The sequence below is a fragment of the Ruegeria sp. genome (assembly GCF_965199275.1).
Classification (GTDB): Bacteria; Pseudomonadota; Alphaproteobacteria; order Rhodobacterales; family Rhodobacteraceae; genus Ruegeria.
In genome coordinates, this window is record NZ_CBDAQX010000013.1 from 220,741 (window position 1) to 237,581 (window position 16,841).

16 protein-coding genes and 2 pseudogenes are annotated in these 16,841 nt (G+C 58.4%); 4 read left to right on the top strand and 14 right to left on the bottom strand.

Annotated features, from left to right (window positions below; all coding sequences use genetic code 11):
- Window positions 1-13: 13 nt before the first annotated feature.
- The 7 genes and pseudogenes from gcvP to ACOERD_RS09215 all read right to left on the bottom strand — a co-directional run.
- A complete protein-coding gene (gene gcvP, locus ACOERD_RS09185) occupies window positions 14-2,869 on the bottom strand; it encodes an aminomethyl-transferring glycine dehydrogenase (protein ID WP_419738812.1) in 2,856 nt (951 codons plus the stop codon).
- 115 nt (window positions 2,870-2,984) lie between these two features.
- Window positions 2,985-3,350, bottom strand: coding sequence for a glycine cleavage system protein GcvH (gcvH, locus tag ACOERD_RS09190; protein ID WP_170381008.1), 366 nt, complete (start codon window positions 3,348-3,350; stop codon window positions 2,985-2,987).
- A gap of 18 nt (window positions 3,351-3,368) precedes the next feature.
- On the bottom strand, window positions 3,369-4,463 hold the full coding sequence (gene gcvT / locus ACOERD_RS09195) for a glycine cleavage system aminomethyltransferase GcvT (RefSeq protein WP_419738813.1): 1,095 nt from the start codon (window positions 4,461-4,463) through the stop codon (window positions 3,369-3,371).
- Window positions 4,464-4,479: 16 nt separating this feature from the next.
- A complete protein-coding gene (locus ACOERD_RS09200) occupies window positions 4,480-4,902 on the bottom strand; it encodes a universal stress protein (protein ID WP_170680934.1) in 423 nt (140 codons plus the stop codon).
- Window positions 4,903-4,979: 77 nt separating this feature from the next.
- Window positions 4,980-6,353, bottom strand: coding sequence for an alanine/glycine:cation symporter family protein (locus tag ACOERD_RS09205; RefSeq protein WP_170380688.1), 1,374 nt, complete (start codon window positions 6,351-6,353; stop codon window positions 4,980-4,982).
- Window positions 6,354-6,377: 24 nt separating this feature from the next.
- The gene (gene lipA / locus ACOERD_RS09210) at window positions 6,378-7,322 is read right to left on the bottom strand and encodes a lipoyl synthase (RefSeq protein WP_419738814.1); all 945 of its coding nucleotides are present in this window, start codon (window positions 7,320-7,322) and stop codon (window positions 6,378-6,380) included.
- A 14-nt stretch (window positions 7,323-7,336) separates the two neighbouring features.
- Window positions 7,337-8,248, bottom strand: a pseudogene (locus ACOERD_RS09215) (dihydrolipoyl dehydrogenase family protein); the annotation flags it as partial.
- Window positions 8,249-8,491: 243 nt separating this feature from the next.
- On the opposite strand from ACOERD_RS09215, the gene ACOERD_RS09220 reads away from it, so the two are divergent.
- Window positions 8,492-9,550 (top strand): IS110 family transposase, encoded by a 1,059-nt coding sequence (locus ACOERD_RS09220; RefSeq protein WP_419738815.1) that lies wholly within the window; start codon window positions 8,492-8,494, stop codon window positions 9,548-9,550.
- A gap of 108 nt (window positions 9,551-9,658) precedes the next feature.
- On the opposite strand, the gene ACOERD_RS09225 is transcribed toward ACOERD_RS09220, so the two are convergent.
- From ACOERD_RS09225 to glyA, 5 genes and pseudogenes are all read right to left on the bottom strand, one after another.
- Entirely contained in the window at window positions 9,659-10,840 is a 1,182-nt protein-coding gene (locus ACOERD_RS09225) for an ISNCY family transposase (RefSeq protein ID WP_419737600.1), read from the bottom strand.
- Between the two features lie 89 nt (window positions 10,841-10,929).
- Window positions 10,930-11,283: an FAD-dependent oxidoreductase gene (locus tag ACOERD_RS09230; RefSeq protein WP_419738906.1), complete on the bottom strand. Its 354-nt coding sequence runs from the start codon at window positions 11,281-11,283 to the stop codon at window positions 10,930-10,932.
- A complete protein-coding gene (locus ACOERD_RS09235) occupies window positions 11,228-11,506 on the bottom strand; it encodes a hypothetical protein (protein WP_419738816.1) in 279 nt (92 codons plus the stop codon). Before ACOERD_RS09235 ends, ACOERD_RS09230 begins: the two co-directional genes overlap by 56 nt.
- Before the next feature lie 85 nt (window positions 11,507-11,591).
- A pseudogene (locus tag ACOERD_RS09240) lies at window positions 11,592-11,724 on the bottom strand (FAD-dependent oxidoreductase); the annotation flags it as partial.
- An 11-nt stretch (window positions 11,725-11,735) separates the two neighbouring features.
- Window positions 11,736-12,869 (bottom strand): serine hydroxymethyltransferase, encoded by a 1,134-nt coding sequence (glyA, locus tag ACOERD_RS09245; RefSeq protein ID WP_419738817.1) that lies wholly within the window; start codon window positions 12,867-12,869, stop codon window positions 11,736-11,738.
- A gap of 118 nt (window positions 12,870-12,987) precedes the next feature.
- Between glyA and istA the strand changes: the two genes are divergently transcribed.
- Entirely contained in the window at window positions 12,988-14,496 is a 1,509-nt protein-coding gene (istA, locus tag ACOERD_RS09250; RefSeq protein ID WP_419738818.1) for an IS21 family transposase, read from the top strand.
- Window positions 14,483-15,214 carry an IS21-like element helper ATPase IstB gene (gene istB / locus ACOERD_RS09255; RefSeq protein WP_419737606.1) on the top strand — a complete coding sequence of 244 codons (732 nt, stop codon included), beginning with the start codon at window positions 14,483-14,485 and terminating at the stop codon, window positions 15,212-15,214. The genes istA and istB overlap by 14 nt, the downstream gene beginning before the upstream one ends.
- A 317-nt stretch (window positions 15,215-15,531) precedes the next feature.
- Here the strand turns inward: istB and ACOERD_RS09260 are convergent, their stop codons facing one another.
- Both ACOERD_RS09260 and ACOERD_RS09265 read right to left on the bottom strand, forming a co-directional pair.
- Window positions 15,532-15,822, bottom strand: coding sequence for a coiled coil domain-containing protein (locus tag ACOERD_RS09260; RefSeq protein WP_419738819.1), 291 nt, complete (start codon window positions 15,820-15,822; stop codon window positions 15,532-15,534).
- A gap of 51 nt (window positions 15,823-15,873) precedes the next feature.
- Complete coding sequence (locus ACOERD_RS09265) at window positions 15,874-16,374, bottom strand: Dps family protein (RefSeq protein ID WP_419738820.1); 501 nt, start codon at window positions 16,372-16,374, stop codon at window positions 15,874-15,876.
- Between the two features lie 211 nt (window positions 16,375-16,585).
- Between ACOERD_RS09265 and ACOERD_RS09270 the strand changes: the two genes are divergently transcribed.
- Window positions 16,586-16,804, top strand: a complete 219-nt coding sequence (locus ACOERD_RS09270; RefSeq protein WP_419738821.1) for a hypothetical protein — start codon at window positions 16,586-16,588, stop codon at window positions 16,802-16,804.
- Window positions 16,805-16,841: the final 37 nt, after the last annotated feature.

Consider the following 16,841-nt stretch of genomic DNA (forward strand, 5'->3'; position numbering starts at 1 on the left):
GGTCATGTTTTGGCTACTCTGCTGCTTCTTCGTATGCTTCCATTGGTGGGCATGTGCAGACGAGGTTTCGGTCACCGTATGCGTTGTCGACGCGGTTGACGGGGGACCAGTATTTGTCGACGCCCATGGAGCCCGGAGGGAAGCAGGCCTGTTCGCGGGTGTAGGGGCGGTCCCAGTCGCCGACCAGATCGCGCACCGTGTGGGGGGCGTTTTTCAGCGGGTTGTTCTCCGCGTCGATCTTGCCATCGATGATGTCCTGCGCCTCGGCCCGGATCGAGAGCATGGCGTCGCAGAAACGGTCCAGCTCGTCCTTTGGTTCGGACTCGGTGGGTTCCACCATCAGGGTGCCCGCCACCGGCCAGGACATGGTCGGCGCGTGGAAGCCGCTGTCGACCAGACGTTTGGCGACGTCATCCACGGTCACATGCGCCGCCTCATCCAGCGGACGGGTGTCGAGGATGCATTCATGCGCCACACGACCGGTCTCGGAGGTGTAGAGGATCGGATAGGCATCCTGCAGACGCGCCGCGATGTAGTTGGCGTTCAGGATCGCTACTTTGGTCGCCTGGGTCAGGCCCGCGCCACCCATCAGCAGCACATAGGCCCAGCTGACCGGCAGAATCGAGGGCGAGCCGAAGGGCGCCGCCGAGACCGGACCCACGGCGGTGCCGTATTCCGGATGGCCGGGCAGGTGTTCGGTCAGGTGAGCCTTGACGCCGATTGGACCCATGCCGGGACCGCCGCCGCCATGCGGGATGCAGAAGGTCTTGTGCAGGTTCAGGTGGCTGACATCGCCGCCAATGTCACCGGGACGCGACAGACCCACCATGGCGTTCATGTTGGCGCCGTCGATATAGACCTGACCGCCGTGATCATGGGTGATCTGGCAGACCTCCTGCACGGTGGTCTCGAACACGCCATGGGTCGAGGGGTAGGTGATCATGCAACCGGCCAGATGATCGGAATGCTTCTCGGCCTTGGCGCGGAAGTCGTTCAGATCAATGTTGCCATTCTCATCCGCCTGCACCGGGACAACCTGCCAGCCCACCATCTGCGCCGAGGCCGGGTTGGTCCCATGCGCCGAGGTTGGGATCAGGCAGACATTGCGGTGCCCTTCGCCGCGGGCGAAGTGATAGTTGCGGATGGTCAGCAGGCCTGCATACTCGCCCTGCGCGCCCGAGTTGGGCTGCTGGGAGATCGCGTCATAGCCGGTGATCTGGCACAGCTTGTCGTTCAGATCGGCAATCATCTCGTGATAGCCCTGCGCCTGATCTTCGGGGCAGAACGGGTGCAGATTGCCGAACTCGGGCCAGGTGACCGGGATCATCTCGATCGTGGCGTTCAGCTTCATGGTGCACGAGCCCAGCGGGATCATCGCCCGGTCCAGCGCCAGGTCGCGGTCGGCCAGACGGCGCATATAGCGGGTCATCTCGGCCTCGGCCCGGTTCTTGTGGAAGATCTCGTGGGTCAGATAGGGCGTCTCGCGCAGCGCGTAGTCCGGCAGGCGGTACTGCTTGTTCGAGCTGTCGTCTGTCTTGTCGATGCCAAAGGCCCCCCAGACGGCTTCGATGGTCTCGGGGCGGGTCTGTTCGTCCAGGCTGATGCCAACCTTGGTCTCGCCGACCTTGCGCAGGTTGACGCCCCGGGCTACGGCGGCCTCCATGACGGTCTTCTGCAGATGGCCGACCTCAACGGTGATGGTGTCGAAGAACACTTCGGGTTCGACCGAGAAGCCCGCCTCTTCCAGGCCAGCGGCCAGGCGCGAGGTCTTGCGGTGTACCGATTGCGCGATGGCCTTGATGCCGTCGGGGCCGTGATAGACCGCATACATCGAGGCAATCACCGCCAGCAGCGCCTGCGCAGTACAGACGTTCGAGTTCGCTTTCTCGCGGCGAATGTGTTGCTCGCGGGTTTGCAGCGCGAGGCGATACGCTTTGTTGCCGCGGCTGTCGATGCTGACGCCGATGATCCGGCCCGGCATGGACCGCTTCAGCTTGTCGGTGGTCGCCATGTAAGCGGCGTGCGGGCCGCCATAGCCCATCGGAACACCAAAGCGCTGGGTCGAGCCGATGGCGATATCCGCGCCCATCTCACCCGGTGACTTCAGCAGCGCCAGCGACAGGATGTCGGCCGCCACGATGGCAATGGCTTTGTGTTCATGCAGCGCTGCGATTTCCTTGGTGAAGTCGCGCACATGGCCGTGGGTGCCGGGGTATTGGAAGATCGCGCCAAAGACAGCACCTGCATCCAGCGTGTCGGGATCGGCGACTTGCACGTCGATGCCCAGAGGCTCAGCGCGGGTTTTGATCACCGCGATGGTCTGCGGGTGGCAGTTCTTATCGACAAAAAAGGCCGCGTTGTTGGCTTTCGAACGCCCGCCGCGCTTGGCCATCGCCATGGCTTCGGCCGCCGCTGTGGCTTCGTCCAGCAGCGAGGCGTTGGCCACGTCCAGCCCGGTCAGATCGCTGACCATGGTCTGGAAGTTCAGAAGCGCCTCAAGACGGCCCTGGCTGATCTCGGGCTGATAAGGTGTGTAGGCGGTGTACCAGGCCGGGTTTTCCAGAATGTTGCGCAGGATCGGCGCAGGCGTGGTGGTACCGTAATAGCCCTGACCGATCAGCGAGGTCAGAACCTTGTTCTTGCTCGCCACCTCTTTCATGTAGAACAGCGCATCGCGCTCGGTCATCGCCGGGCCCCAGTCCAGCGGCTCTTTCTGGCGGATCGCCGGCGGAACGGTGGCGTCGATCAGTTGGTCCAGCGTCTTGAAGCCGATCACCTTGAGCATGTCGCGCATCTCGGTCGGGCTGGGACCGATATGGCGGCGATTGGCAAAGTCATAGGCTTCGTAGTCAGTCAGTTTGAAAGCCATTGCAGCGCTCCTATGAATAAGTCAGGTCGGGCGGAGACCGCGCAGGCCTCCGATACATCATCACGAGCCGGTCCGGCCCGAACGGGCGGAGCCCCATTCAGGGCTCCGGTCTGGATCAGCCGATGAAGTCCTTGTAGCCGGCCTCATCCATCAGATCTTCCAGCTGCGACGCGTCGGTGATCTTGATCTTGTAGATCCATGCCTCACCTTCGGGGTCTTCGTTCAGCGCGCCAGGATTGTCGGCCAGCGCCTCGTTGACCTCGACGATCTCGCCATCAACCGGGGCATAGAGTTCCGAGGCCGCCTTGACGGATTCGATCACACCGATCTCGCCGTCTTTCTCAAACTCATCACCCACTTCCTGCTGTTCCACGAAGACCACATCGCCCAGCTGCTCGGCGGCATGTTTGGTGATGCCCAGAGTGGCTGTGTCGCCATTCACGTCGATCCACTCGTGCTCTTCGGAATAATAGGTTGCCATCTTGTCTCTCTCCTGACTTCAACGCTTGTAATTCTGGGTGACGAAGGGCAGCGCCACGATCTCGGCCGGTTGTGGCTTGCCCCGAATGATCAGATTGACGGTCTCGCCCGGCTCACCATGACCTGCGGACACATAGCCCATCGCAACGGGGCCACCGACCGTCGGGCCAAACCCGCCCGAGGTAATCTGACCGATGGTGTTGCCTTCCGTGCACTGGATCTCAACGCCCTGACGCGCAGGCGCGCGGCCCTCGGGCTTGATGCCCACCAGCTTGCGGGATGCGCCCTCGGCCAGTTCTCTCTGGATGCGCTCGGCCCCCGGGAACCCGCCTTCTTCCTTGCGGCGCTTCTGGATCGCCCAGCTCAGCGAGGCTTCGATCGGCGAGGTGCTCTGGTCGATGTCATTGCCATAAAGGCACAGCCCGGCCTCCAGCCGCAGGCTGTCGCGCGCGCCCAGACCGGCCGCTTCACAATCCTCATGCGCCAGGAAGGCGCGGGTGATCTCAATCGCCTTGTCCTCTGGGATCGAGATCTCGTACCCGTCCTCACCGGTATAGCCCAGGCGCGAGATACGGCATTCGACGCCGTTGATATCGGCCACGGTGGTTTCCATGAACTTCAGATCGCGGGCGGGCGGGCAAAGCTCACCCACAACGTTCTCCGCTGCGGGGCCTTGCACGGCGACCAGCGCGCGGTCGAATATCTCGGTCACTTCGACGCCTTCGAGGTGCTCGCGCATATGCGGAATGTCCTGATGGCGCAGCGCCGCGTTCACCACCACAAAATAGTGATCCCCCGCGTTCGACACGATCAGGTCATCCATGATCCCGCCGTCTTCATTCGTAAAGAACCCGTACCGCGCCTTGCCTTCCTTCAGCGTCGCATAGGCCTGCGGGCAAAGCGCCTCGAGCTTCTCGCCCACATTCTCACCGCGCAGGATCACCTGACCCATATGGCTCACATCAAACACCGCCGCCTTCTCACGACACTGCTTGTGCTCCCCCATAATCCCCAACGGATATTGAACAGGCATCTCCCAGCCCGCAAAATCAACCATCTTCCCACCCAACTCAACATGAAGAGAGTAAAGTGGAGTGCGATTCGGTGAAGTCATCTTTCTAACCTTTCAATTAGCGGGATTGGTCACGAACGACCGTCACAGTGCAGTGCGCATTCCGCACCACCCGGGCGAGGTTCGGGCCAATCTCATAGTTCGGGAAATCGCCCTTGGTGGAGGCCATGACAATCAGATCAAAGCCCTCTTTGTAGGCGAGTTTCAGGATTTCACGGTAAACGCTGCCTTCTTCGATATGGATCGCCACATCGGAGGCATCGCCGTGGTCCAGAATGGCCTGAACGGCGTTGCGGACGTGATCCTTTGCTCCGGCGCCATAGTTCGCGGGCAGGTTCGGAAGTTGGATAATCTCGGGGATGACGGCAACTGCATGCAGTTCGGCACCGTAGAATTTCGCCTGTTCCAAAGCGATCGGCAGAGCCAGTTTCCAGGAACGGTCGTCGGTATGATCAATGGGCAGCAGGATTTTCGTGGCCATCACGTCTCTCCTCGAGATATGGAATTCTGTTTCAAAGGCGGGGGCCAGATTGGCCCCCCGTTTTGGTCGGGCCGAACTTATTCGGCAGGTTTTGCCTCCGGCTCTTCGGACTGGCCGCCCGAGGCAAAGAACTCTTTCGTCAGTTTGAAGACGATCGGACTCAACAGGGCCAGGGCGATCAGGTTCGGGATAGCCATCATGGCGTTCAACGTGTCTGCCAGCAGCCAGATAAAGCCCAGATCTGCAGTTGCGCCGAAGTAGATCATGACGATCCACAGGACGCGGTAGGGCATCAGGGATTTCACACCCAGCAGGAACTCAACGCATTTCTCACCATAGAAGGACCAGCCAAGGATAGTGGTGAAGGCGAAGATCGACAGAGCGATGGCGATCAGATACCCACCGATACCCGGCAGCGACAGCTCGAACGCGTGGCTGGTCAGAGCCGCACCGGATTCACCCGATGTCCACGCACCCGACGCGATGATTGCCAGACCGGTAATCGAGCAGACGATGATGGTATCGATGAACGTACCCAGCATCGCGATCAGGCCCTGGTTTACTGGACCTTTGGTCTCGGCAGCGGCGTGCGCAATCGGGGCGGAACCCAGACCGGCTTCGTTCGAGAACACACCACGTGCCACACCAAAGCGGATGGCAGCCCAAACGGCAGCGCCTGCGAAACCACCTTCTGCGGCGGACGGAGTGAACGCGTAGGTGAAGACCAGCGACAGCGCATGTCCGATGTTGCCGATGTTGATCAGCAGAACCAGCAGGCCTGCGATGATGTAGGCAACGGCCATGAACGGAACCAGCTTACCGGCAACCGCACCGATGCGAGTGATACCGCCCAGGATTACAGCTGCAGTCAGAACCATCAGAACAACGCCAGTGACCGAGGTGTTCAGACCGAAATTCGCTTCAAGAACCTGTGCCACACCGTTGGCCTGCACACCGTTGCCGATGCCGAAGGCGGCGATCGCGCCGAACAGGGCGAATGCTACACCCAGCCAAGCCCATTTCGCGCCGAGGCCGTTCTTGATGTAGTACATCGGGCCGCCAACATAGTTCCCCAGCTCGTCTTTTTCACGATATTTCACCGCGCAGACAGCTTCGGCGTATTTGGTGGCCATGCCCACCAGGGCGGTCATCCACATCCAGAACAAGGCGCCTGGACCGCCCAGGAAGACAGCAGTGGCCACACCAGCGATGTTACCTGTACCGATGGTTGCTGACAGCGAGGTCATCAGAGCGTTGAACGGGCTGATCTGCCCTTCGCCCTGACCTTCCCGGCCTTTGAACAACAGGCTGAAGCCCGTGCCAATGCGCAGGATCGGCATAAATTTAAGCCCGACCTGCAGGAAGAAGCCGACGCCAAGGATGAGAACCAGCATCAGCGGCCCCCACACGACGCCATTGATGGCTCCTACGATTGAATTTAACGCTTCCATGGTATTCCTCCCTAGTGCGTCTGGTTATGCCCCGGCAGCAATTGCTCGTTGGCGAGCTTGCTTGAGGGCGGCAAAGTCTTCGTCCGCGTGGAACGACGAACGGGTCAGCGGAGTGGCTGACACGTGCAGAAAGCCCTTGGAGCGCGCGATCTGCTCCAGCTGGGCGAACTCTTCCGGTGACCAGAACCGGTCGATCGGGTGATGTTTAGGGGTCGGTTGCAGGTATTGCCCGACTGTCAGGAAATCGACATTTGCGGCGCGCAGGTCATCCATCACTTGGCGCACGTCACTGAGGCTTTCGCCAAGGCCGACCATCAGACCAGATTTCGTAAAGATCTCAGGGTTTGCGCGCTTGGCATCGTCCAACAGGCGCAATGACGTATAATATCGGGCGCCGGGACGAACCGTTGGATAAAGATGCGGCACAGTTTCCAGATTGTGGTTGAAAACGTCCGGCGCTGCCTCAAATACCAGATCTGCAGAAGTCCCTTTTCCCAAGAAGTCCGGAGTTAGAACTTCGACGGTAGTTTCAGGGTTTTGGTGCCGCACCGCTCGGATGGTTTGCGCGATATGTTCGGCGCCACCGTCTTCCAAATCGTCGCGGTCAACCGATGTGATAACCACATGACGAAGCCCCAGCTTCTTGACGGCCGCCGCGACACGGCCCGGTTCGAACACATCCAATGCATCCGGCCGACCGGTGGCAACGTTGCAGAAGGAACACCCACGCGTGCAAACCTCTCCCATGATCATCATGGTGGCGTGGCGCTTGGACCAGCACTCGCCGATATTGGGACAGGCGGCCTCTTCACAGACCGTCGCGAGGTTATGCTCTCGCATCAGGCGACGGGTTTCATAATACTCGGTGCTGTCGCCCTTTTTCTTGCGAATCCACTTGGGCTTGCGGGGAATGACACTGTCTGCCTTCCTGGCCTTTTCGGGGTGGCGGGGGCGAAGCTGGATGGTCATCTGGCGGCTCCTTCTTACGCGTGGATCGCGCGACCCATGGCGTCGAGGCAGGCTTCTTTGACCGCCTCGCCCATAGCTGGATGTGCATGACAGGTGGAGGCGACTTCGGCGACGGTAGCACCTTTGGTCATAGCCAGAACGAGTTCCGCGATCAGATCACCGCCATGGGCACCGCAAATATGCGCGCCTAGTATTTTGCCGTTCGGTTCAGCCAAAACCTTGACCGCGCCGTCGGTTTCTCCAGTCGACCGCGCGCGCGAGTTGGCCATGAACGCGAATTTGCCGACCGCGTATTCGGCACCGGCTTCTTTCAGCGCCTCTTCGGTCACACCGACCGAGGCAACCTCAGGGTCGGTGTAAACGACACCTGGCACGGTGTTGTAGTCGACATGGCCGCCCTGCCCCGCCAACATCTCAACGCAGGCAACGCCGTCTTCTTCGGCCTTATGGGCCAGCATCGGTCCGGGGACGCAGTCCCCGATCGCATAGATGCCGGGAACCGATGTGCGGAAGCTGTTGTCAACTTGAACAAAGCCGCGCGGGTCAAGAGCTATCCCCAATTCTTCCAGCCCCAACCCGCGCGTGACGGGCCGGCGTCCGACGGCGATCAGAACCTTGTCAGCCTCGATCACCTCTTCCTTGTCTTTGCCGACCCGGTCCAGAGTAAGCGTCAATCCGGTTTCAGACTTTTCAATGGCCTTCAGTGCTCGTCCCAACTGGAACTTCAGGCCACGTTTGCTGAGCGCGCGCTGCGCCAGTTTCGCAATCTCGCCGTCAATACCAGGCAGAACGCGGTCCAGATACTCAACCACTGTGACCTTGGCCCCAAGACGCGCCCAAACCTGACCCAGCTCTAGCCCGATCACCCCTGCCCCGACGACGACCAGATGTTCCGGCACCGTGTCCAGCGCCAAGGCACCGGTGGAGGGGGTATGAATGATTTGTGATCGGCCAAACGCCCTGAATCTGTTAGAGGATTCGGGGAGGCGGATAGGTCTCAGGCTGAATTGTGTCTTAGGGCATTGTGACCCTGTTGAGGAGCTTAGCTTTCGCCTGTTTCCGAACAGCCCCCATAGGGCCCGGTTTTGGCCGGTGATCCTGCATAGGAGCTTGGTTTGGCCGTTCACGCCCCATTGGGGGCTCCGCCTCCTTGAGCAGGGAGTATAGCCATGGCTTACATAGGTGTCGATCTTCATACGAATTCCTTCACGATCTGTCGGCGTGAGACGGACGGATCGGAAACATTCCAAACCTTTCATCTGTCCGCGCAGGCGCTTGAGCGGTTCTGTCAGAGCCTTGATGCGGATGACGAACTGGCGGTCGAGGCCACCGGCAACACGGCCTGGTTCTGCGGTGAGGTGGAACCCTGTGTCGGCCGGATCGTTGTGGTCAACCCGCGCCAGTTTAAAGTGATCCGCACATCGGTGAAGAAAACCGATCGCAACGATGCCCGCGCCCTGGCGTTTTTCCTGTCGAAGGACATGCTGCCGGAAACCCGGCTCAAGTCCACTCAGGAAAGCGAACTGGCCTCGCTGACCCGGACGCGTGACATGCTGGTCAAACAGCGCACCATGCTGCTGAACGGCATCCACGCGATGTTTGTCCGCCACGGCATGAAGCTGAAGAAGGAAGGGTTGTCCAGCAAGAAGCGCCTGCGCGACCTGGATCTCAGCCGCTTCACACCGCTTGAGCAGGTCGAACTGGCGGCATTGCGGGACCAGGCGCTCGGCCTGACCGAAACCCTGAGCCGTCTCGACAAGGCCATCGAGGAGGCCGCCTCGGCCATGAAAGGCTTTGAGGGGCTCACCAGCATCAAGGGGATCGGTGCGCGATCTGCCGCGGTCCTGCTGGCGGGGATCGGCAGGGTTGAAGACTTCTCCGACGCGGACAAGCTGGCCGCCTATGTCGGCATCGTGCCCAAGGTGAGCAACTCAAACGAAACCGAACATCACGGGCGGATCACGAAGCGCGGCAACAAGCTCATGCGCACCACGCTGGTGCAATGTACGCTCATCGCGATCCGCTATTCGGGATATCTCAACAGCCATTATCGGCGCATCAAGGAACGCCGTGGCGCGGGCAAGGCGATCATAGCCACTGCCCGCAAGCTGCTCAAGATCATCTATGACACGCTCAAGAACGGCTGGGTCTTCGACGATTTTGTCGAATTTAAAATCAAACAAAATCAATGTCATGCTGTCGAGAACATTCTGAATTGTCCGGTGTAGGTAACATGCCAATTGTCCGCTTCAGTTGATTGCGCGGTGGCCCAATTCGGAGGGAGCCGTAGGCGACCGTAGATTTGGGCCACCGCGTTCGCGCCACGTCGAAGCGGGTCACGCGACTTTGTGTTTGCTATCCTCCTGTGTGATGGGTGATCCGTCAGGCTGGTAGCGGCCAATGCATCTCGGGCCGTGGAAGATGACCAGTTGACCATCGGGGTATTCGTGGACCCTGACCTTCGCCTTGACGAAATGATGACGGTGCCTGTCTGCCGCGATCTGCATGACCAGGCCCTTGTAGCGCACCGTATTGTCGTTGCCGACGACGCGGTCTTCCTGCACACACAGGGTGTCGCGCACATTGCCTGTAAACGGCACGAAGGCCGAGGTCGTATCCTCCGGCTCCCTTGCAAACAGGGCATTGTGTTCGGGAAGATAGACCTCTTTCAGGAACTGATTGGCCTCTTCAATGGTTGTGATCCCATGGGACCGCAGTTCCTGCGGCAATCGGTTCTGGAACGTGCCAAACATGCGTTCAGACCGTCCACGGGCCTGCGGTGAATAGGCCGGGATCAGCTCAATGCCGAGTTGCTGCAAGGCGCGCCCGACCTGGGTCAGATTGTCCTTGTCCACTTTGCCGCCCGCTTCGGGCGTATGCCAGTAATGAGAGCCCCGATCGGCATAGAGCGAGCAAAACAGACCTTGCGCCTCGATCACCTCTGTCAGCCCCTGAAAACTGCTCATCGTCCCTTCTTCCTCGACAAAGAATGCCGAATAAACCCGGTTGGTGGCATCGTCCATGGTGACGATCAGATCCCACCACTGACCCGGAACCCATTCATGGCTGGAGCCGTCCTGATGCAACATCATGCCAACCATCGGACGGCGGGGCCGCTTGCGCCGATGGGCACCTCGTCGGGGTGCTGCCTGAACCCGGCCGTGGCGCTGCAGTGTAAGCCGCACCCAGTTGTAGCTCTGTGTGAAACCATGGTGGGCCACCAGCTTCTCGTGGAAATGCTTCGGCGTGTAATCCCAGTACTTGGTATCAAACAGTTCAAGCATCTCCATGACCTTATCCGTGGCAACACGATTGTTGGCCAGTTTGCCAAGCCGACGGTCGTACAGACCTTCTGCACCATCCGCCTCAAATCGATCCTCCCAACGCCTGACGGTGCGCACGGATACACCCAGTATCTCAGCCGCCTGTTCTTGCGTCAGCTTGTTCGCGCTTCGCCGCGAATACACATCTTCAAACTTCATCAGTCGAACTTCCTGTAACACTTCTGCTCGGTTCATAACGCCTCCTCTCAGAGACAGAATAGAACCGGACAGATCGCATGTTACATACACCGGACATATCGCGTGTTAGCGACACAAAATCAATGTCATGCTTGACAATCATCATAGGAGCTGAGAACATCCTTCTCATCGATCTCGATACCGTTCAGCGGCGTCGGCTCAGACCCCGTGGCGATCAGAATATTCTTGGCTTCATAGATATCGTCGCCAACCTGCACCTGCCCGTCCGCCGGGATACGGGCCCAGCCTTCGATCAGCTCAACGCCGTTCTTCTTGAATAGAAAACCGATGCCTTGGTCGATCGGAACCAGCCTTCGATCCTTGCGCTCAACGCCGTCATCTGACGGCACGTCGATGAATAGCCCCTTCGACCGATGCCCTTGGTCAGATCGCCAACGATCTTGTCCTTGCGACCTTATCCGTGGCAACACGATGGCCATTGCCAAGCCGACGGTCGTACAGACCTTCTGCACCATCCGCCTCAAAGCAACGCCTTGCGCACGATACACCCAGTATCTCAGCCGCCTGTTCTTGCGTCAGCTTGTTCGCGCTTCGCCGCGAATACACATCTTCAAACTTCATCAGTCGAACTTCCTGTAACACTTCTGCTCCATGGGAGGAGAGATGTGCAAGCTCGGCATATTTAGCCGAGGAGGTCAGCAACGCTTTGGCAGGGGATGCCCACCTTCCACATTCAGACAGGTTCCGCCTGATCAGCGCCCCACGCCCTTGGGACGGCATATTTAGCCGAGGAGGTCAGCAACGCTTTGGAGGGGATGCACCCCCACGCAAGCCACTTTCATACCCAGTTGAGCCGCGCGGATCGCAGCAACATAACCGCCGGGGCCGCCCCCGATGACGATGAGATCGTAAATGCTCATTGGGTGTTCTTTCAGTAGATTGGATAGTTGGCGCAGAGGGCGCGGACTTTTGCGCGGGTCGCAGCTTCGATGGTTGCATCGCCTTCAGCAGACTCACGCAGCGCATCGAGAACATCGCCGATCAAATGGCCGATCTGAGTGAACTCTTCAGGCCCAAACCCACGGCTACATCCAGCGGCCGTTCCCAGCCGGATACCGCTCGTGATCGTCGGTTTTTCCGGATCACCCGGCACACTGTTCTTGTTGCAAGTGAACCCGGCACGCTCGAGCGCAGCTTCTGCATCTTTGCCGGTAACACCAAGTGGCCGCAGGTCGACCAGCATAAGGTGGTTTTCTGTGCCGCCCGAAACGATATCACAACCACGCGCCATCATGACGTTTGCCAAAGCGGTGGCGCTGTCGACGACACGCTGCATGTATTCCTTGAACTCTGGCTTCAACGCCTCGCCAAATGCGACGGCCTTACCCGCGATCACATGCATCAAGGGACCTCCCTGAAGTCCGGGGAACACGGCGGAGTTGATCTTCTTCGCCAACGCCTCGTCATTTGTCAGAATGATCCCGCCACGCGGACCGCGCAGGGTTTTGTGGGTCGTCGAGGTGACCACATGCGCATGACCAATTGGCGAGGGGTGTAGCCCGGTCGCAACTAGACCCGCGATATGCGCCATATCAGCCAGCAGCCATGCACCGACCTCATCTGCGATCGCCCGGAACCGAGCGAAATCGATCTTTTGCGAATAGGCCGATGCGCCCGCGATGATCAGCTTTGGCTTTTCAGACCTGGCCAGCGCTTCGACTTGATCATAGTCGATCAACCCCTCGTCCGTCAGGCCGTACTGAACCGGGTGAAACCACTTGCCCGACTGAGCAGGCTTGGCACCGTGCGTCAGGTGACCACCGGCATCAAGCGACATGCCAAGGATCGTGTCACCGGGGCTGAGCAGCGCAAGCTTCACCGCTCCGTTTGCCTGCGCGCCAGAGTGTGGCTGAACGTTGGCGAACTCACAGCCGAACAACCTCTTCAATCGTTCGATCGCTTCAACCTCAACCTCATCCACATATTCGCAACCGCCGTAGTAGCGGCGACCGGGATAGCCCTCAGCGTACTTGTTAGTGAGCACAGAACCCTGCGCGTCGATCACAGTGTAGAAAAGCGTGCAATTTTGACCCCCTAAGCGGGGAAATCGGCGTCCAAATTTGACCCCTCCCTATGGTTGTAGACATCCTTTTCATTGAGCAGTCGATGGAGAGGCAAGCGGGATGATTTGCGTGGAAACTATTAGAAAAGTGCGTCGCTTACACCTGATCGAAAAAAAGAGCATCAAGGAAATTTGCCGTTCGCTCAATTTGAGCCGTGCAACGGTTCGAAAGATAATCCGATCGGGAGTGACGGAGTTCAAATATGAGCGCAAATCGCAGCCATACCCGGTGCTCGGGCCTTGGCGCGCGCGTCTGGATGAAACGCTTGAGGAGAACGAGGCGCTTCCGAAGAAACACCGCAAGCGGATGACCAAAATCTGGAAGGAACTCTCCGATGATGGTTTTGGCGGCGGGTATGACAGTGTTCGACGCTACACAAAGAATTGGCGCATTGCGCACGGCCGACAACAGGCGCAGGCGTTCATCCCGCTGATCTTTGATCCTGGGGAGGCGTACCAGTTCGACTGGAGTGTGGAGACGGTTTTGATGGACGGTGCACTCACGACCGTGAAGGTTGCCCATTTCAAACTTTGCCATAGCCGCATGCCATTCTCCATTGCCTATCCGCGCGAGACGCAGGAGATGGTCTTTGATGCCCACGACGAGGCCTTCAAATTCTTTGGTGGAGGCTGCATCAACGGGATCTACGATAACATGACGACCGCCGTCGATGCGATCCTGTCGGGCAAGGAAAGAAAGTTCAACAAGGCATTCTCCCGGATGTGTTCTCATCATCTGGTGAACCCGATCGCCTGTACGCGCGCGGCCGGTTGGGAGAAGGGTCAGGTTGAGAATCTGGTCAAGGAGAGCCGCGCCTATAGTTTTACACCGCGTCTGGAGGTGGCCGACTTCGATGAATTGAATGCCCGGCTGCAAAAAGACGCGATCAAACGCGCAAAAGAACTGCGGCATCCGGAAAACCTGGAGGTGACGGTCTGGGAGGAGTTCCAGCAGGAAAAGCCGCTGCTGACGCATCTGCAGAAGCCCTTCGTCGGGTTCCGTGAAAAGACGGTCGCCGTGAGCCGAACCTGCCTGATCAACTTCGAAAGAAACAAATACAGCGTTGAGGCAAGAGCTGTTGGACGTCAGGTCCAGTTGCAGGTCTACGCCACGCGGATTGTCCTGCGCCAAGACGGTGAGATTGTCGGAGAGCACGAACGGTGCTTCGGCCGAGGAAAAACGATCTTCAACCCTTGGCGCTATGTGCCCGTCCTCAAGCGCAAGCCTGGCGCTCTGCGCAATGGAGCACCGTTCCGTGACTGGGACCTACCACCGGCAATGACGCAGATCTGGACCCATCTGCGGGGCACATCCGACGGAGACCGGCAACTTGCCGATATTCTTTTCGCTGCTTACCAGCACGACATTGATGTGGTCGAGGCTGCCTGCGAAGAAGCTCTAAAATCTGGCCTGCGCAAGGCCGATGCGATCCTGAACATTGTCTCTCGGCGCACCAATCCCCCGCCGCCAAAGGCGATTGAGCCGCCTGCCCACCTGCAGCTGAAAATGGCACCGATCGCGGATTGCGCTCGCTATGACAGGCTTGGAGGCTCCCATGCAACTGCGTAAGGAAATTCTCGAACTTGCCCGTCAACTGAAGTTGCCAGGCATCGTCAACTGCTTTGACGAAGTGATGCAGGCCGCAGCCAAAAACAACTGGCGGCCCCAACAGGTCGTGGCCGAACTCCTCACGGCCGAACTGGCCGAAAAGACTGCGCGCTCGATCCGGTATCAGATGGGTGCCGCAAAGTTCCCGGTCTGCAAGTCCTTACCTGAGTTCGACTTCACGGTCAGCCCCGTCAACGAGGAAGTCGTGCGCAATCTTCATGACGGCGATTTTATGGACCAGGCCAGGAATGGCGTGCTGGTCGGTGGAACCGGATCGGGCAAAACGCATCTCGCAACAGCGATCGGGGGCCACGCGGTCAATAACCGCCGGCGGGTCAGGTTCTTCAGCGCTGTGGATCTCGCGAACAAGCTGGAGGCTGAACATCGCGAAGGCAACGCCGGGCGGCTCAGCGAGCAGCTGATCCGCGTCGACCTCGTGATTATAGACGAACTCGGTTATCTGCCGTTCGCAGAGTCTGGTGGACGATTACTCTTCCATCTCATCAGCAAACTGTACGAGCGAACGTCTATTCTGCTAACAACCAACCTCGCATTTGCTGAATGGCCGAGTGTGTTCACAGATGCCAAAATGACCACTGCTCTCCTGGATCGACTGACACACCATTGCGATATCATCGAAACCGGGAACGAAAGCTGGCGAATTAACCACCGCGACTAACCTCGAAATCGGGGAATAAATTCAAAACAGACAGCAGGTCAAACCTTCAGTCGAGCTACGCTCTCTTTTCGGTTTGACCTGCTGTCCACCCCCTCCTGAATCAACCTAAACACGACCCCCTCAACGCCCCTCTTAGCTCCAAGGGGGGTCAAATTTGGACGCCGATGGGGGGTCATTATTCAATGCCGATTGACACACCAAAAGCCCTGAGAGGCTTATGGCAGCATGGATGGTTAGGAACCCGCGAAAGTACCTCACTAATTCTCTAGGTGTTTGCATTCCGGTCCCCATTCACGACACGAGCATTGTTCACAAACTCAGCTTTGTGCGAACCGGTCCGCCGCTTCTTTCAAAGCACTCTGCATATCGCCCCATGCAGCCTCGTAGCCCTCTTGGACGTCTTCCCAGGCCTCGTCGCTGGTCGACTTCAAGTCATTCAGTTGAGCCTCTGCGTCAGACCTTGCCTTGCAGAGCTTACTGAGCTGCTCCTCGAGCTCGAGTTCGGCGTCCGCTTCGGCCAGTTTCAGCTTGGCTTCGAGAACATCAATTTGAGCATTCCAGCTATCCAGTTGCAGCTGCGCCTTTTTCTCGTACCCAACGCGTGTCATCAAATTTTCCTTTCGTCTCAAACTTAGGTTCATATCAATGGGAGCTGCCAATTAGGCCGCAACAATTGCCTTGAGCATCCAGACCGCTTCCTCATGCTTCGCCATCCTAGCGTTCATCAAATCCTCTGTAGCCCCATCGCCATAACGGGCAGCGGTCGCGGCAGTCTCACGCAGGTTCCGGGCAATCGCTTCGTGGTCCGCAACCAACTGGTTGATCATACCCTCTGCGTTTTTGACTGTTTCTTCTTCGGTCAACTTGGCTTGGCTAACCATGTCCGTGAACGAAATCGGGGCCACCTGACCCAGAGCGCGCGCACGCTCGGCCAGATCATCCGCGGCTTCGAACAGGTCGCGATACTGACGCTCTGTCAGTTCATGGATCGGCAGGAAGAGTGGGCCTACGACGTTCCAATGTATGCCTTGCGTTTTCACCATCAGAACCATGGTATCGGCCAGCACTTCCGTCACCGCGTTGGCGATCCAGGCGTTCTTGTCGATACCTGTGTCGTTGGTTTCTTCCTGAACTTCAGACTTCAAAACTTGCTGTATCATTTTCACTCCGTTTCGTTGCTTGCGGAGTAAAACCTAAGAGCGAAAAATATTTAATCAAATGAAAACATATACTTATTATAGGCATCCGACGCATCATGCGGCGCTTCATGATCCTGGGTATCCAGCCCAACATGCCAACATTGCTGTAGACACGCAGGCCCAATGCCATACATACTTGGAGTAACTGACGTAAGCTACTGAGGTCATACCAGTGTCTGATCAAAATCGACCACCAAAGCGCACGGAAAAACTGCAACTGATGCTCGACCTCGAGGAGCTTAAAGCCATTGATGATTGGCGGTTCGAGAACAGATTACCTTCCAGAGCGGCCGCCATTCGAGAACTCATCCGCCGGGGTCTGATTTCCAACGAGTTCACAGAGCCACCTACTGACGCGCCTTCCGGCGAGTTTCGTGTTGTGGACGAGTGACAGGAAAACCCACAGAGCAATCCAGTGACGCCAGTGG

What these genes read in the sequence shown, in the direction of transcription:
- istB (WP_419737606.1), top strand. Translation starts at nt 14,483, where the DNA reads ATGCAACTGCGTAAGGAAATTCTCGAACTTGCCCGTCAACTGAAGTTG.
- gcvH (WP_170381008.1), bottom strand. Translation starts at nt 3,350, where the DNA reads ATGGCAACCTATTATTCCGAAGAGCACGAGTGGATCGACGTGAATGGC.
- ACOERD_RS09220 (WP_419738815.1), top strand. Translation starts at nt 8,492, where the DNA reads ATGGCTTACATAGGTGTCGATCTTCATACGAATTCCTTCACGATCTGT.
- gcvP (WP_419738812.1), bottom strand. Translation starts at nt 2,869, where the DNA reads ATGGCTTTCAAACTGACTGACTACGAAGCCTATGACTTTGCCAATCGC.
- istA (WP_419738818.1), top strand. Translation starts at nt 12,988, where the DNA reads ATGATTTGCGTGGAAACTATTAGAAAAGTGCGTCGCTTACACCTGATC.
- gcvT (WP_419738813.1), bottom strand. Translation starts at nt 4,463, where the DNA reads ATGACTTCACCGAATCGCACTCCACTTTACTCTCTTCATGTTGAGTTG.
- ACOERD_RS09260 (WP_419738819.1), bottom strand. Translation starts at nt 15,822, where the DNA reads ATGACACGCGTTGGGTACGAGAAAAAGGCGCAGCTGCAACTGGATAGC.
- lipA (WP_419738814.1), bottom strand. Translation starts at nt 7,322, where the DNA reads ATGACCATCCAGCTTCGCCCCCGCCACCCCGAAAAGGCCAGGAAGGCA.
- ACOERD_RS09265 (WP_419738820.1), bottom strand. Translation starts at nt 16,374, where the DNA reads ATGATACAGCAAGTTTTGAAGTCTGAAGTTCAGGAAGAAACCAACGAC.
- ACOERD_RS09205 (WP_170380688.1), bottom strand. Translation starts at nt 6,353, where the DNA reads ATGGAAGCGTTAAATTCAATCGTAGGAGCCATCAATGGCGTCGTGTGG.
- ACOERD_RS09230 (WP_419738906.1), bottom strand. Translation starts at nt 11,283, where the DNA reads ATGGCCATCGTGTTGCCACGGATAAGGTCGCAAGGACAAGATCGTTGG.
- ACOERD_RS09225 (WP_419737600.1), bottom strand. Translation starts at nt 10,840, where the DNA reads ATGAACCGAGCAGAAGTGTTACAGGAAGTTCGACTGATGAAGTTTGAA.
- ACOERD_RS09200 (WP_170680934.1), bottom strand. Translation starts at nt 4,902, where the DNA reads ATGGCCACGAAAATCCTGCTGCCCATTGATCATACCGACGACCGTTCC.